Source organism: Limnohabitans sp. DM1 (genome assembly GCF_001269385.1).
GTDB lineage: Bacteria > Pseudomonadota > Gammaproteobacteria > Burkholderiales > Burkholderiaceae_C > Limnohabitans_A.
Genome location: NZ_CXOO01000067.1, coordinates 14,134 through 30,176 on the forward strand (window position 1 = coordinate 14,134; position 16,043 = coordinate 30,176).

At 42.4% G+C, this 16,043-nt stretch carries 12 protein-coding genes; 11 read left to right on the plus strand and 1 reads right to left on the minus strand.

Features of this window, described 5'->3' with window-relative positions:
- Positions 1-3: 3 nt before the first annotated feature.
- The 11 genes from wecB (at position 4) to AMM33_RS20990 (ending at position 15,664) form a co-directional block, all read left to right on the plus strand.
- Positions 4-1,122 carry a non-hydrolyzing UDP-N-acetylglucosamine 2-epimerase gene (gene wecB, locus AMM33_RS20945; protein WP_090143175.1) on the plus strand — a complete coding sequence of 373 codons (1,119 nt, stop codon included), beginning with the start codon at positions 4-6 and terminating at the stop codon, positions 1,120-1,122.
- Between the two features lie 31 nt (positions 1,123-1,153).
- A complete protein-coding gene (gene wecC / locus AMM33_RS20950) occupies positions 1,154-2,416 on the plus strand; it encodes a UDP-N-acetyl-D-mannosamine dehydrogenase (RefSeq protein ID WP_090143176.1) in 1,263 nt (420 codons plus the stop codon).
- Positions 2,417-2,447: 31 nt separating this feature from the next.
- Positions 2,448-5,030, plus strand: coding sequence for a glycosyltransferase family 4 protein (locus AMM33_RS20955; protein ID WP_090143177.1), 2,583 nt, complete (start codon positions 2,448-2,450; stop codon positions 5,028-5,030).
- Positions 5,031-5,036: 6 nt separating this feature from the next.
- A complete protein-coding gene (locus AMM33_RS22225; protein ID WP_194945636.1) occupies positions 5,037-7,172 on the plus strand; it encodes a glycosyltransferase family protein in 2,136 nt (711 codons plus the stop codon).
- Between the two features lie 194 nt (positions 7,173-7,366).
- The gene (locus tag AMM33_RS20965) at positions 7,367-8,755 is read left to right on the plus strand and encodes a heparinase II/III domain-containing protein (protein ID WP_194945637.1); all 1,389 of its coding nucleotides are present in this window, start codon (positions 7,367-7,369) and stop codon (positions 8,753-8,755) included.
- A gap of 369 nt (positions 8,756-9,124) precedes the next feature.
- Positions 9,125-9,823 (plus strand): alpha/beta fold hydrolase, encoded by a 699-nt coding sequence (locus AMM33_RS22230; protein WP_194945638.1) that lies wholly within the window; start codon positions 9,125-9,127, stop codon positions 9,821-9,823.
- On the plus strand, positions 9,795-11,846 hold the full coding sequence (locus AMM33_RS20970; RefSeq protein WP_090143180.1) for a CgeB family protein: 2,052 nt from the start codon (positions 9,795-9,797) through the stop codon (positions 11,844-11,846). Before AMM33_RS22230 ends, AMM33_RS20970 begins: the two co-directional genes overlap by 29 nt.
- A gap of 57 nt (positions 11,847-11,903) precedes the next feature.
- Complete coding sequence (locus AMM33_RS20975) at positions 11,904-12,911, plus strand: class I SAM-dependent methyltransferase (RefSeq protein ID WP_194945639.1); 1,008 nt, start codon at positions 11,904-11,906, stop codon at positions 12,909-12,911.
- The gene (locus tag AMM33_RS20980) at positions 12,904-14,916 is read left to right on the plus strand and encodes a glycosyltransferase (protein ID WP_090143182.1); all 2,013 of its coding nucleotides are present in this window, start codon (positions 12,904-12,906) and stop codon (positions 14,914-14,916) included. The genes AMM33_RS20975 and AMM33_RS20980 overlap by 8 nt, the downstream gene beginning before the upstream one ends.
- A gap of 238 nt (positions 14,917-15,154) precedes the next feature.
- The gene (locus AMM33_RS20985; protein ID WP_090143183.1) at positions 15,155-15,391 is read left to right on the plus strand and encodes a CopG family ribbon-helix-helix protein; all 237 of its coding nucleotides are present in this window, start codon (positions 15,155-15,157) and stop codon (positions 15,389-15,391) included.
- Positions 15,392-15,394: 3 nt separating this feature from the next.
- Positions 15,395-15,664 carry a type II toxin-antitoxin system RelE/ParE family toxin gene (locus AMM33_RS20990; protein ID WP_090143184.1) on the plus strand — a complete coding sequence of 90 codons (270 nt, stop codon included), beginning with the start codon at positions 15,395-15,397 and terminating at the stop codon, positions 15,662-15,664.
- 18 nt (positions 15,665-15,682) lie between these two features.
- Here the strand turns inward: AMM33_RS20990 and AMM33_RS20995 are convergent.
- Positions 15,683-16,043 (minus strand): transposase (locus AMM33_RS20995; protein ID WP_194945640.1); only part of this gene is annotated, 361 nt, incomplete at its 5' end.

The following is a 16,043-nucleotide window of genomic DNA, read 5'->3' on the forward strand; positions in this document are numbered from 1 at the left end:
ACTATGAAGATACTCTCTGTTTTTGGAACACGACCCGAAGCCATCAAGATGGCGCCTGTTGTCAACGCGCTCAAGGCTGCCTCAGACCTCGAGGCGGAAGTCTGCGTCACTGCACAGCATCGCCAAATGCTGGATCAAGTGCTGGAGCTGTTTGACATCAAGCCAGACCATGACTTGAACATCATGAAGCCAGGCCAAGACTTGACTGACATCACCAGCAACATCTTGTTGGGGATGCGTGATCTTTTTAAAAAGAACAAATACGATTTGCTCTTGGTGCACGGTGACACCACCACCACCATGGCGGCTGCATTGGCTGCTTTTTACGAAAAAATCCCCGTTGGGCATGTTGAAGCAGGTCTTCGAACCGGCAACATTTATGCGCCCTGGCCTGAGGAGATGAACCGCAGCATGGTTGGCCGTATTGCCGCCTTGCACTTTGCACCCACCGAGCGGGCCAAAAACAGCTTGTTGCGTGAAGGTGTGGATGACAACAGCATCTTGGTGACTGGCAACACGGTGATTGATGCCTTGCATCAAGTGGTGGAAAAGCTCAAAACTCCAGCACTGAATGAAGGCTTTCAACGTCAATTCAATTTTTTGAATCCGCAAAAACGCTTGATTTTGGTGACAGGCCACCGCCGCGAAAATTTTGGCGATGGCTTTGAGCGCATCTGTCACGCCCTGAAAACACTCAGTGAACGATCAGATGTGCAGATCGTTTACCCCGTGCACCTGAACCCTGCGGTGCAAGAGCCCGTCAAGCGAATTTTGGCCAACGCCAGCAATGTTCACCTCATTGCGCCGCAAGACTATTTGCCTTTTGTGTATCTGATGAGCCAAGCCCACATCATCATCACCGATTCAGGAGGCGTGCAAGAAGAAGCACCTTCTCTGGGCAAGCCAGTGCTGGTGATGCGCTATACCACAGAGCGACCAGAAGCCGTCGAAGCTGGCACGGTGAAATTAGTTGGCACAGATATTGCCAAAATTGTTTTAGAGGCCAACAGATTACTGGATGACTCTACTGCTTACCAAAATATGGCTAGGGCCATGAATCCTTATGGAGATGGTATGGCCTGCAGTCGCATTCTGGACGCTATACGTTCTTTCAAGAGTTAAACCCATCCACATCACTTTTCAGAGATCAGCCATGTTCAATACCATTTCAATGATCGGTCTGGGCTATATCGGCCTGCCTACAGCCACCATGTTTGCTTCACGCAAAAGAAAGGTGATTGGGGTTGATGTCAATCAACATGCGGTAGATACCATTAACCAAGGCAAGATTCACATCATTGAACCTGACCTTGATATCTTGGTGCAAGCGGTGGTGCAACAGGGCTATTTGCGGGCAACCACCAGTCCGGAACCCGCAGAGGCCTTCTTAATTGCAGTGCCTACGCCCTTTACCGATGGGCATAAGCCAGACCTGAGCTACATCGAATCAGCGGCCAAAGCCATTGCCCCCGTGCTGGCCAAAGGCAATCTGGTCATTTTGGAGTCCACATCGCCTGTGGGCACGACCGAAAAACTGGCCGAATGGTTGGCTGCAGCTCGGCCGGATTTGACGTTCCCTCAGCAATCCGCAGAGGCAGCGGATATTCAAGTTGCTTATTGCCCTGAACGAGTACTGCCGGGTCGTGTGGTGCAAGAACTGGTTTCAAATGACCGCGTTATTGGTGGCATGACCCGCACAGCCACATTCATGGCTGCAGCACTTTATAAAACCTTTGTTCAAGGCGATCTAGTTGCAACCAATGCACGCACTGCAGAGATGTGTAAGTTGACGGAAAACAGTTTTCGAGATGTGAACATTGCCTTTGCTAACGAATTGTCAATGATTTGCGATGGTCTTGATATTAATGTGTGGGAGCTGATTGCACTGGCTAACCGCCACCCACGCGTTAATATTCTTCAGCCAGGCGCTGGGGTTGGGGGGCATTGCATTGCTGTGGACCCTTGGTTTATTGTGGATACATCGCCAGATGATGCCAAGATTATTCGTATGGCTCGAGAGGTAAATGACACCAAGCCAGAATGGGTGTTAGAAAAAATTAAAGCCTCAATTACGGATGTATTGGCCGCTGAAGCTATTAAGTCAATTGCCGATGTTAAGGTTGCATGCCTAGGACTAGCTTTTAAACCTGATATTGACGATTTACGCGAAAGCCCAGCAGTTGAGATCGCTAAGCATGTAATGAGCCTTGGATGTCAACTTCAAATCGTCGAGCCAAACATTCAGGAGTTACCAAATAGCTTGAAGAACGATAATGTAAATCTAATTGAATTAGATGAGGCAATAGCGTCATCCGATGTCGTTTGCGTGTTGGTAAAACACTCCCCATTTATTGAAAAGAAAAATAGCATATCAGTAAGAAATAATGTAATTGATGCTGTGGGCGTATTTTCATAAAAGACATAAGAATTTTAAATATATTTGAGAAATGAATAAATTCAAAATACCAAATAGAGTGTTGTTTTTCATTTCGAATGCTTCAAGTCATGAAGCTGACGTTAAGGAAACATGGGCGCATAACCTTGCCAAGCAGTTTAGAGCTGAGGGTAAATCTGTTATCTTTATCGATGATTATAAGAGTTCAGAGCCTCATAAAGTAATTGATGGGTTCCGATACATCTACCCATTTGACATTTATCCAGCATCTACTAACAAAAACTCGGTATCAGTTGATTCGAAAATTTCAGAGATCGTAAGTATATTTAAACCAAGCATCTTGCTCTGTGATATATCATTACCTCAGACTAAAATTGCACTTGATCTTGTAAAGATTAGGAAGTTAAATTTTGAGTTATGTCTAAGTGAAAGTTGTGAATCAATTAATGATGCTTTACACCCGTATTTAAAATTAATTCAGACCTCAAATTCAGTATACATATCACAAGAGAAGTACAAGCACAGCTTGTTAAGCCATGGTGTCAGTGAAAGTTTAATTAAAATATTTGAAATTAAAAACGATAAATTAAATGCAGCAGCTAATTTAAAGCCTACAGTTAATATCGAGAAAAATCAATATAATTTATTGATTGATAATAATTCTAACAGTGTATCGATTGATATAAAATCTGGGTTTGGATATAAATTAACTGGAAGGATAAAAGGGTGGCGAAATGATATTAAAAATCCTGCACTTTTTCAATTGGCATTCGATCAAACAACGCAAAGTCAAGAAGAAATTAGAAAACTAACTGGATTGGCATATTCTCAAAAATTTGGATATTTCTGTTACATACAACCTTCATTAGATGGGCTTTTTGAATGTAATTTCAAAATACCAAGTAACTTTAAGAAGCCTAAACTGTCTGCAAGGTTATGGGGGTCGAAAACACCAATCCAATTAGAAGAGGAATTGAATTTATTAATTACCAGCAGAGATCAGTCTTTAAGTGATAGTCTAAAAGATGAGTTGTTAGATACACTAACGAAAAATGGATTTATATCTGCCAAAAAATTTATTACGGAAAATATATATGATCCAGTAGAGTCTATTGCAGATAAATTAGAAGCCTTGTTTGATGTAGCAATAGAGTCAAATTATGTAGAGGCACAGTCATTAATACTTGAGGCATACGGAAAAAATCCGACATATCAACGTGGCCGCCGATTAGCTAATAAAGCGCTAGGTAAGGGGCTCCTCCGTGCGCCTGCTGAAATATATAGTGAGATTGTCGACGATAGTGCAAACTCAGCTCAAGATAAGAGGTTGATGAGACGAACAATCAATCGAGGAAAAAACCTTGATCAATTAACAGTTGTTCCACCAAAGTCTAGCAAACCTGCGTACAAACCAAACCCTAATTGCAGTTTGTTTTTCTATTATTCGTGCTTGCCATATCAATCAAACGGCTATGCGGTGCGTACACATGGAATCATGGAGGGCTTAAGTACTCTCAATAGACAGAACATTTGCTACTCGCGGCCAGGGTATCCATGGGATGTAAAGAGTGATATCGCTGTCAACGACTATGATCAAGTTCACAATGTCTTGTATCGACACCTGCCTGGTGTCAATTTGTTCACTTTAGAGATTGACACATACATAGAGTCTGCAACAAATATCATTGAAGCAATCGCTAAAAACAACAAAGCAGCAGTGTTACATGCTGCAAGCAACTACATAAATGCACTTCCAGTCCTGCTAGCCGCCAGACGATTAGGTATACCGTTTGTATATGAAGTACGTGGACTTTGGGAAATAACAAATGATTCAAAGGTAAATTTTGACTGGACTAAATCAGAGGTTTACGAGTTTGACAGCAAATACGAAGCTCTGATCGTTTCACATGCTGACAAGATCATTCCAATTACACATGGATTAAAGGATGAATTGGTTGAACGTGGCGGTGATGCGGCGAGGATGGTGATAGCACCAAACGGTGTAAATATGGATGAGTTTGAATTGGTTAAACCAGACATGGTGTTAGCTGAAAAAATTGGCATCAATTCTAAAGTGCCAACCATAGGTTTTGTCGGTTCATTTGTTGCATATGAAGGGCTGGATGATCTGATTGATGCAGCAAGTATCATAAAAGACTCTGGAATTAAATTTAATCTACTTCTCGTCGGAGACGGTTCTGAATATGAAGTGTTAAAAAAGAAAGTAGATCAGAAAAAATTAAATGATCAAGTCTTTCTTACCGGTCGGGTTCCACATGACAATGTTCCTAGTTATTACTCATTAATTGACATCGCTCCATTTCCCAGAAAACCATTAAAAGTATGTGAGCTCGTATCACCATTAAAACCTTTTGAGGCGATGGCTATGGGCAAAGCTGTATTGGTATCTGATGTGGCTGCCATGAAAGAGTTTGTGACTAACGGTGTTAATGGTTATACCTTTAGAAAAGGATCAGTTGAGTCTCTAGCTAGTAGCCTGACTAATTTACTTTTAAATATCGAGCAAACAAAACAGGTTGGATCAAAAGCAAGAACTTGGGTAGCCGAGCATCGCACCTGGCTCGGATCTGCTCGCATCATTAATTCTGTTCATAACGAATTGACTTCAAGCTAAAACATAATGAAAAAGATGAAAATTGCTATTTATGCAGATGTAAATATGAACTTAATTGACGGCTCTGCTATATGGCTAGCCTCGATTGTGCAAATATTGACATCAGTTCAAACGGTGACTCTTACACTGTTTCTAAAAGCGCCAGTTGAAAATAGTTTGAATTTAAATGAGTTATATGAAATTCCAAACTTAACGATTGTCACTGCTAATGTAGGCAAGGGTGTAAAATATTTAGCGCCAATTGATGCGATTAGGATAATTAAAGAGTCCGATAAAACTGAAATTTATGATGCAATATTTTTGCGCGGATTAGCGTTGTGCACTCTTGCGGCAGAGGTAGAAGAGTTTAAAAACAAATTGTGGACTTATTTTTGTGATATACCTCTTGATGTAAAAAAATTTACTGATCAATTTAAATCAAATGTTAATGCGATAATCGAATCGTCTAAATTTTTAATGGTCCAAACGCCACAATTAAAGGTGCATTTAATTAGTAATTTTCCAAAAGCTACCGCGAAGGTTAGGGATTTGCCTCCAATGGTCCCGGATTTTGAGGGTAATTTAGACCTCATTAATGAAAAAAAAATACGAATTGTTTATTCTGGACAGTTTAAGAAGGAGTATGCATCCATTGAAATGTTTGAAATATTTCGATTGTTAGGACATGACTTTCCTAATATTGAGTTTCATGTGTTCGGAAATAAAATACATAATCCGCCTGAAGACCCTAGTTTTAGATTACATGTATTGCATGAGTTGGAAAATGTTCCAAATTTAATATGGCACAAAGGTCTTGGGCGTGATGAGGTGATGGGTCAGTATCCCCAAATGTCAATTGGTTGGGCTTGGCGATCGAATGCGTTAGAAGATAACACACTAGAAATAACAACCAAGCTCTTAGAGTTTAGCTCGTGTGGTGTATCGCCAATAATGGCAAGAAATCCTATTAATGAGTCAGTCTTTGGTAAAGATTATCCTTTATTCGCTAACTCTAAGAAAGAAGCATTAGAAATTTTAAGAAATACACTATCTGATATAAGTTCATTGGGTAAAATCAGAACTCGTGTTCAACAGGTAACTAAGCCATATACCTTTAGTTACATTGCAAGTCATCACATTAGTCCCCTTTGTGCTGGGGGTGAACATGCAGAGAAAAAGACAACACTTGGTATTGTCGGTCATGATTTGAAGTTTTTATCACCAATTAAAAATAGGCTCGGATTAGACTTCGATATTTCAGAAAATAATTGGTGGGGTCATAAAAATCATGATGTTAAGTTTAGTGAAGAGTTTTTACTCAAAAGTGATATTATTTTTTGCGAATGGTTCTTAGGAAATGCTGTCTGGTACTCACACAATAAAAAGCCCGGTCAGAAATTGTTTGTTAGATTTCATCGCCAAGAGCTCGAAACTGACTTTCCGAATCAAGCAAATATAAATAATATCGATTTGATTATAGTTGTTTCTGAGCATACTAAGGTTGATGCTATAAATAAGTTTGGTTGGCAAGGCTATCTAGAAAAAATCAAAGTAATACCTAATGCAATTAATTGCAGTTATTTTGATCGAGTAAAGAGCGCTGATGCTAGATTTAATCTTGGTATTGTTGGTATTACGCCTAAAATGAAAAGGCTAGATATAGCACTTAATATACTTGAACTTTGTCTAAAAGTTAATAAAAAATTTAAGCTTCTTGTAAAGGGTAAAATGCCTCAAGAATATGCATGGATGAGGGAACGGCCAGAAGAGATTAATTATTTTAATCAGCAAATTGAACGGATTAATAAAAATCCATTACTGAGAAGTGCAGTTGCATTCGAAGGCTGGGGGGCTGATATGGCTGATTGGTATAAAAATATAGGTTATATTTTATCTGTAAGTGATTTTGAAGGGACGCATCAAGCTGTTGCCGAAGGTGGTGCATCAGGGGCTATTCCGATTATTCGTAAATGGGAAGGTGCTGATGAAGTTTACGGCAATCATTGGATTTATGCCGATGAAAAATCTGCTTCAGATTTCATATGTAATAATGCGGTATCACAAGATAATTATTTTTTTAATTCGCAAAAAATAAAAAAAGAAATTTCAAATAAATATGATATTGACGTGATATTTGATATGTATAAGATGTTTAAATTATGAGTGAGTTTATTAATCGAAATTTATTGTTGGAAATTTTTAGAAATCTTCCGAGAGGATTTCTAAATAACAATCAAGAGCTTAACAAAATTCTAATCAATGATTATGTTTATGAATTAGATGGACTTCGGGTTAATTTGATGTCTAATTGGAACGAGTTGATTAATAAACCTAGAAGTTTGCAAAGGAAGTTCCACATGAATTCCTTTGTTGGTGATATCTTGGGTAATGTAAATGGAAATAGTTTTGAAAAGGTCGAGTTAGCATGCAATTTATGTGAACACTGGGCTAACATTTTTAATTATGAAAACTCTGCTACTCAAATGGCCTTTCATGATGAAACGACAGCAAGAAGAGTATGTTTTTGGTTAAGAATTTACATTATATCAATTTTAAATTCTTATGAAAATATTTATTTTAGAATGGAATTAATAATCAGAAGAGAATTAAATGTTTTAATTTCAGACGAATTTCATGCTGGTCTGAATAATCATGGTATGTTTCAGAAATTAACTCTTTTATATTTATCTGTATTGGGCTTTTGCTCGAAGAATGTGGCCCTAGATAGTGTTGATTTCTTAATGAAATACTTATCTGTTAAGGTTTCTTCAGATGGTGTTCATCTTGAGCATTCACCAGCATATCATTATATCATTGGTGCTCAATATTATAATAATTTAAAAATAATTTCTGAGGTTTCGCGGCAGAATGCAAGTGATATTTCGAATATTTTGAAAAATATGGGTAGATATGCTGTAGATATATTAATGCCTAATGGCGAAATGCCACCAATAGGCGATACTTCTCAAACGAAGCCTGCGAATAATTTTCCTATTTTTTTTGGAATCGATAAGTTAAAAGTTGCTCAAAGAAAATGGTCTGTTTTTAAAGATGCCGGATATGCAATTTTTAAAAGTGATATTGAGTATCCATCCAATTGTACATATTCATACTTTTCAGCTGGTCATCACGGCGAGTATCACAAACACGCAGACGACCTTTCTCTGATAATTTATAGGAAGGGTTGGATAATATGTGAAAGTGGACCATATGGGTATGAGTACTCCAATATGAAAACACAAATGGCATACTCGAACATTGGGCATAATAATGTAATTTTTAACAAAAATTTACTTACAAATAGATCTCAAGGTGTAGGCGCTGTTAGTATTTTGAGAAATGAAGAATTTATTGACTTTTATCGTATTGAAGGTGAAAATCATCGAAATAAAGAAGGAGTGCATATTCGAAGAGTTGATTATAATAAAAATGGGTTAGAAATTAAAATTTCTGATTATTTAAAAGTGATTAAGTCGGTGGATTTTGCATTTATTTGGCACACGCCATTAATGCCGATTATTAGGGTTGATGGTAATGATGTGGTGATTGATTTGGAGGATAAGGCTAAATTCGAATTTTATAATTCAATTGATTTAAATTTTAGAGTTATTCATGGAGACGAAGATCCATTCTACAAATCTTTTTTTCACAAAAATATGGGTTTATCTGAAGACTGTTATGGAATAATTATAGAAGGCAAAGTTGATTTGGAATTTACTTTGAATTGTAGTATTCTGATATACTAGATTAAGTAGCTTTGAAAATCCCTGGTTTTTTAAACTATTTATAAGTATTTTTTTGTATTTGTTTAAAAATAATTTTTGATCATTTAATTAAATTATTTAGTATTTAAAAATAGTGTGACTTGTACTTGAATTCAACCTTTCAACCTTTCAACCTTTCAACCTTTCAACCTTTCAACCTTTCAACCTTTCAACCTTTCAATCTTTAAAACTATTTAATAAATAACTTGAAAAAAATAAAAATTTAAACCTTTGATAAAATCTTATTTTTCAGACGTGGCTTAAAAATATTTGGGGAAAATTTTGAATTTAAATAGCAATATTACAGAATACTGTGAGAATTTATTCTTCGAGTCGGATAACAGTGATAAATTGTTAGTTTTTCTCCCATCTGTTAATGGGGGTAAAAATTATCCATATTACCCAAGAAAATCTTGGTCTTCTGACTTTTCTGATAAATATAATGTTTTATTTATTAGTGATCCGTATCAAAATCTTCTTTTGTATTTGGAGTCGATGGGTTCTTGGTTTATATCTCCTGATGGTGAGTCAACCATTGAAATTTTAGCTGAAAAAATAGTTGAGTTGAAAGATAAATTAAGTTTGCGTGATGTGCTATTTTATGGTTCTTCTATGGGGGGTTATGCAGCCATAATTCTTTCTTCTTTGATTGCTGGTTCTAAGGCAATTTCAGAGTGTCCTCAACTCTATTTGAGTAAACATCCAGGTAGCCGATATGTCTGCAATAATATTCTTAAAAAGACTATTGATGTTAATTTGATCGAGCCTCTTCATTTTTTGAGGGAGGGTAAGTCTAAACATATACGTTTAGTTTGTTCTATTTTTGATAATCATCATTATTTATCTCATATTTTACCATTCGTGGAAGACATTAAAGGTATTTCTAATATTAATATTTCCATTGAGCTTTATGCTAATGATCTATATAAAAATGGTCATGTTGCTTTGAATAAAATTGATGCTTTTAAATTGATTGAAGAGGTTATGAATTCGGATTTCTTTATTTGGAATAGAGGTCATTTTGGCTACAGTTTGTTCAATCCTCGATAATTTTTCATATTATTGCTTTGCTCCGGAAGGTGATTTTTTTAATATTACTTGCGATTTTAAAAATGATATTTCCAAATTTTCGCCACAAATTTTATTAATCGAGTCAGCTTGGTTTGGGGCTTTAGGAGCATGGAATCAAAAAATAAGTAAAATTTCTGATGAACTTCTTGAGTTGATCAAATTCTGTGCCGCTCAGGGTATTCCTAGTGTTTTTTGGTGTAAGGAAGACCCTATTCATTTTCATCGTTTTTTACAGTCAGGATGTTTATTTGATTTCGTATTTACAACAGATGCGGAAAGCATACCTTTTTATAAAAAAATTTTAGGTCATTCAAGGGTATATTTGTTGCCATTTGCTTGCCAACCTAATTTGAATTGTCCGATAGAACATGATCCTCGCTACAATGAAGCTTGTTTTGCCGGTTCTTATTACATTCGTTATCCACAAAGGGCACTGGACTTAGAGCGAGTGATTGATAGCATTTCTACTGTATGTCCAGTGGCAATCTATGATCGTTATCACAAGAGTTCTGACACTAATTATCGTTTTCCAGAAAAATACCAGCCTTTCATAAAAGGTTCATTGTCTTCAGATAAAATAGATATTGCGTATAAAGGCTATGTATACGGCATTAACCTCAATACGGTTAAAAACTCGGGTTCTATGTTTGCACGTCGTGTGTTTGAGCTTCTGGGCTCGGGCACGGTCACCATCAGCAACGAATCGCCCGGTATTCGATTCTTGTTTGGCGATTTGGTCATCACCAGTGATAACGCCGATGAAATTCGCCAGCGCTTGCAAGCGCTGGTAAATAACCCCGTTTTACGCAGCAAAGTGGCCTTGGCCGGTGTGCGCAAGGTATTGCTAGAACACACCTATTCACACAGGCTAGAGCGTGTGTACAGCATTGTGTTTGGGCGCCCAGAGCAAAAACAAACCCTGCCTAATGTGTGTGTGGTGGTCGCTGTGACCACTTTGGCAGAGTTGCAGCGTATTCAGCAAATGCTACTTGCCCAAGAAGGGGTAGATTGGCGTGCTGTGTTGGTCTTGGCAGACGGTTCAGAGATGAACGCCATGCAGAGCGCCCTAACTGACGAACGCATCAGCTGTATGCCCCAGGCGCTTGCAGAGCAGGACTTGGCCATTGTGCTGGCAGGCGCGCAGTGGGCCGCAGGCTGGCATGCCAACGACTATTACGGCCCTAACTATTTGCTAGACCTGCTTTTAGGCACACGCTACTGTGATGCGCCAGTGCTGGGTAAAGCAGCTATGTTTTGTGCGGATGCATCAGGGCCAAAGTGGGTCAAGCAAGAGGCGGTTTACAGGCCCATGGCCCATGTGCAGGCCCGCTGTGCGGTGCTAAAGGCCGAGCGCCTTGCTGCTGTGTCAGTGGCCGAGTGGTTAGGCTTGGTAGCTTCGCCCCAGCCTTTGCCCGAGGGCATGGCAGCAGGGGCTATAGCCTTAGACGCTTTTAGCTATTGCCAAGACGCATGGCGGCATGGCTTGCCCCAAGCCGAGGTGTCTGCTGTGGTGGACGATTTAGAGCTGAACAAAGGCCACAGTATTGACGAGCTCTATGCCAAAGCTGAGGCCATGCCGGTGCACATGCCCACTTGGTTGGGCAAACCTGCTTGGCGTCTGCAAAAGCTGTCAGAGGCATTTGGTTCAGCAGGCGAGGGCCAAGCTTTGCACGGCACGCTGGACAAGTTTGGTTGGCATTTGGTGTCTGAAATACCAGATGGCGACTACGCCACGATTTGGGCGGAAAACAGGGTGGCCCTGCATGAGTTGGGTGGTGTTTCTGGTTTGAAGTTTCATGTGGTCGAAGGACCCGGTTTGCCTGTAGATTTGTTGGTTCGCTTTGAGTCAGAAGGCGGCAAATTGTTGGCAGACATGATGTTTGAGACGAATAAAAACCAGGAGTGGGTGGTGCCCGATGGTGCTACCCATGTGCGCTTGGGGTTTCGGGTGTTTTCAAGTGGAACGACGCGCATCATGCGGTTTGCCCTTACATGGTTATGATCCCCGGTCTATTGTGGCCATAAGGCCGTTAAAAATAAAAATGAGGGGAAGATTTTGTTGACTCACGATGATGTTGTTCTGGCTTACCGTTTGATGTTGGGGCGCGACCCGGAAAACTCGGATGTTGTCAACAACTTGTGTCAGACAGTGCATACCGTGGCCAAGTTGCGTGAGGTGTTTATTGGCTCTGCAGAGTTTCAACAGCGTATGGGTGAGCTATTAGGTTCTCAGCAGTTTGTGCGCCAACGTCACCCGTTCACCATGCCGAGTATTCCTGTTGAGGTGGATGTCAGTGATGAAGCACTGTCTCAAATGTTTGAGCGCATTCATCAAGAGTGGGAGTATTTGGGCGAGACAGATCCTTATTGGTCTGTGGTCACGCAGCCCCAGTACCACATGGATCAGTTTGAATCCCACAAAGAGCAGTTCTTTAAATCAGGCAAGTACAGCGCTGATTTATTTTTTGCTGCACTTCGCCGCAATCATGTCAACCCCAATTTGATTGGACTGTGTCTGGAAGTGGGATGTGGGGTTGGCCGTGTGACCAACTATTTGGCGCAGACAGTAGACACGGTTTTGGCGACAGACATTTCCATGCATCACTTGGAGATTGCCCGTGCGCATTTGGCCAATGAGGGCCGCAGCAATGTGGCATTGAAGCATTTGGCAGATATCCGGACTTTGAACGAACTGCCCCAAGTGGATGCGGTGTTTTCAGTCATCACTTTGCAACACAATCCACCGCCTGTGATGGCGTGGATGTTGCGTACATTGCTTCGCTGTCTCAAGCCCGCAGGCGTTGCTTATTTGCAGATTCCAACCTACCGAAACGGCTATTTGTTTGAGGTGGATCGTTATTTGAATACGCCTGCCCCCAAAACGCTGGAGATGCATTTTTTGCCGCAGCATGAAATTTTCAAAATTGTGGATGAGGCGGGTTGTCGCTGTCTGGAGATTCGGGAAGACAGCATGGTGGGCGAAGAAAGCAAGATGCTGTCCAACACTTTTGTTTTTCAAAAAAATGCTGTCTCAACTGACCGGCCAATGAAAGCGCTTGATGTTTGAGAGGGATGCTGACCTTTTGCCACTGGCCAAGCGTTTTGTTTGGCGATTGAGAGACGATGTGCGCAAAGGGCAGTCGGCAGGTTTGCAGCCTGCACCTGCTTCGTTTGACCATTGGTGGTTGGTACGTGGTCGTTCTGAATATCCAGCTTGGGCGACGCTGACATCGGCCGACCTGACAAAGATGTCCGAGCCCAGGGGATCTATCAAGTTGGGGACGGCAGAGCTGCCTGTGCAGCAAGCGCTCGCCATGGTCTTGCAATTCAGGCCCGACGTGGTGGAGAAATTCACGGTCAATGGTCAGCTCGATGTCTTGGCAGTGGCCGGCTGGTTTTACGCCATTGGCATTAGAGAGCACTTGTTGCAGTCCCTGGTGGATGACCAGTTGTTGCGTTTGCTGGATAAACCCTTGCCATTGGATGACGAGCGAGGTGTGGATGCGGTGCCCGCTGTCACGTTGTTCATGCGCATTGTCTGGCACATGCTGGATGTGTCTTTGCAAAAAGCAATGCCCTTGACGAATGCCTTGACGCGAGAACGCTTTATCGGCTGGTTTTTTGTGGTGGCTGCCCCAACATTTGAGTTGCAGTCGATGCTGGCCAGCCGTTGGCGGCATTGGTTGCTGCAAGAGGTGGTTGTACCCGCGCAAGCTCCAAGTGTGTTGCCCAGGTTTGCCCTGTTGACACATGGGCTTTCATCTGATTTGGCTGCACGCCATGATTTGTCCACCGATGCCGGTGTGAAAAAACTCCAGGCATGGGCTGAGCAGGCTCAAAAAGACAAGGGGCCATGGCATTGGCTGCGATTGGGCAAAGCGGCAGCGCCTCAAGAGGTGGCGTATTCAACGCCTTTGCCTTTGACGCAGCATCCGTTTGGGGTCAATCTGTACGGGTTCGCCTATGGCGAGTTGGGCATTGGTGAAGATCTGCGCATGGCCGTTGAAGCATGTGAGTCTGCCGGTATTCCTTACCGCATCGTCAACATTGATGCGGGCAAGGATTTGCGTCAAGCCGATGATGTGCTCAAGCAGCAGGTTGACCGTAGCGGGGTGCAAGCACCTTATGCATTCAATGTGTTTTGCGTGCCCGGCTTTGACATGGTTTCGCGGGTGTTTTTGCGCATGGGCCCCCAACTGCTGCGCAGCCACATCAACATCGGTTGGTGGCCTTGGGAGTTGCCTGTCTGGCCGAAGGCCTGGAATGAGGCCTTTGACTTGGTGGATGAGTTGTGGACAGGCAGCGAATTTACCGGAGCTACTTACAAAAAATCGACAGACAAGCCCGTGCAGCTGATGCCTTTGCCAGTGTCTGTGGATCGAGGACGCTCGCAGCCTCGCAGCGCATTCGGTTTGCCTGCGGGACTGTTCTTGTTCCTGTTCATTTTTGATTTCAACTCTCACCTTGCAAGAAAAAATCCGGATGCCATCCTTTCGGCTTTTGAACAGGCGTTTGATAAAACGCAAACAGATGTCGGTTTGGTGCTCAAGGTGATGAATGTGCGCAAGAAAGATCCTTTGTGGCTGGCATTTTTGAAGCGGTGCAGCAAAGACAAGCGTATCAAGCTGATCACTGAAACCATGGATCGGCAAGATGTGTTGGGCTTGGTGGATGCTTGTGATGCCTATGTGTCTTTGCACAGGGCCGAAGGCTTTGGCCGCACGCTGGCAGAGGCGATGTTGTATGGCAAACCCGTGATTGCCACGGCCTATTCCGGCAACGCTGATTTCATGCACCCGCAATGGAGTTTTCCGGTGTCTTATGAAGAGGTTCCTGTGAAAGCCGGGGAGTATCCCTTTGTTGAGGCAGTCGATGCACCCACATGGGCAGAGCCGTCGGTATCGGATGCTGCACGCCAAATGGTCTTGGCCCGCCAACGTGCGCAGCAAGCGGGTTTTTCTGACGGTGTTAAAGCATTTGCGCAACAGCAATTTTCGATTGCACGCATAGGGGAGTTGATGAAAACACGCTTACAGGCGTTGGCAACGTTGCACAGAATTCCAGTGAATTGAACATTGGTATCCCTTGACTTGTCTTTCAGGTTTTGAGCAAAGCCCAGCAGCATGGCGACACCGAGTTGAGTACATCCTGAATCCGTGTGCAGCGCGCGCTGAACAAGGGCAGCCAGCGGCTTAAGCGGCATTTACTTTTTACAAAGCGCGGCACCGAGGTGCCGCGTTTTTTTGTTGCAAACTTTGATCTGTAATGTGGATAATGTGTTGTATTACACGGGCACAGGAGTGTTGCATCATGAGCGCAAGAACCATCAATGTACGGCTGCCCGAGGCGCTTTACAACCAGATTGAAGAGCTGGCCAAGGCAACGGCAAGAACCAAGAGCTTTTTGGCGATTGATGCGCTGACCAACTATGTGCAAAGTGAATCTTGGCAAATTCGTGACATTCAGGAAGGCATCAAAGAGGCTGATGCTGGCGAATTTGCCACAGATGAACAGGTCAAGGCGGTGTTCTCAAAATACGTTGCTTGATTGATGTCGATCAAGTGGACCAAGACGGCATTTCGCTCTGCGGACGAAATTGCAAGTTATATCGCCAAAGACAATCCAACGCGAGCGAGCAGTTTTGTGATCGAGTTGCAGGATGCTGTGACCAAGCTTCAGCTTCATCCAGGTATGGGCAGGGCCGGTCGAGTTCCAGGTACGCGTGAGTTGGTTCTGCACAAAAACTACATCGCCATTTATCGTGTTCGCGGTGATGATGTTGAAATTTTGAGGTTGCACCACGTAGCGCGTCATTTATAAATTGGGCTCTGATGAATTTCAAGTGGGTTGCCCAGCATGAGGATTGATAGCGTGGAAGTCGAGTCTCCCGGCGATCAAGAAGATGACAGTCTTGATCGTTGTGATTCGCGTAAACCCACGCGCACGACGCTTGGATGCCTGGAACAAACCGTTGATGGCTTCGAGGAATCCGTTGGTCTGGCGTGTCTGCGCCCAGGCCACGATGCCTTCCATATGAGCGCGGATCATCTTGGCAACGTCCTTCATCGGTTCGACCTTGGAGCGCATCACGCATGTGCACCAGTGATCCAGCATGGTTCGCACAACGTTGATCTGCTTTCGATCAAGGATCTCACGCAACTGCTCTTTGTAGGACCACGCCCTGGCCGTGCGTTTGACG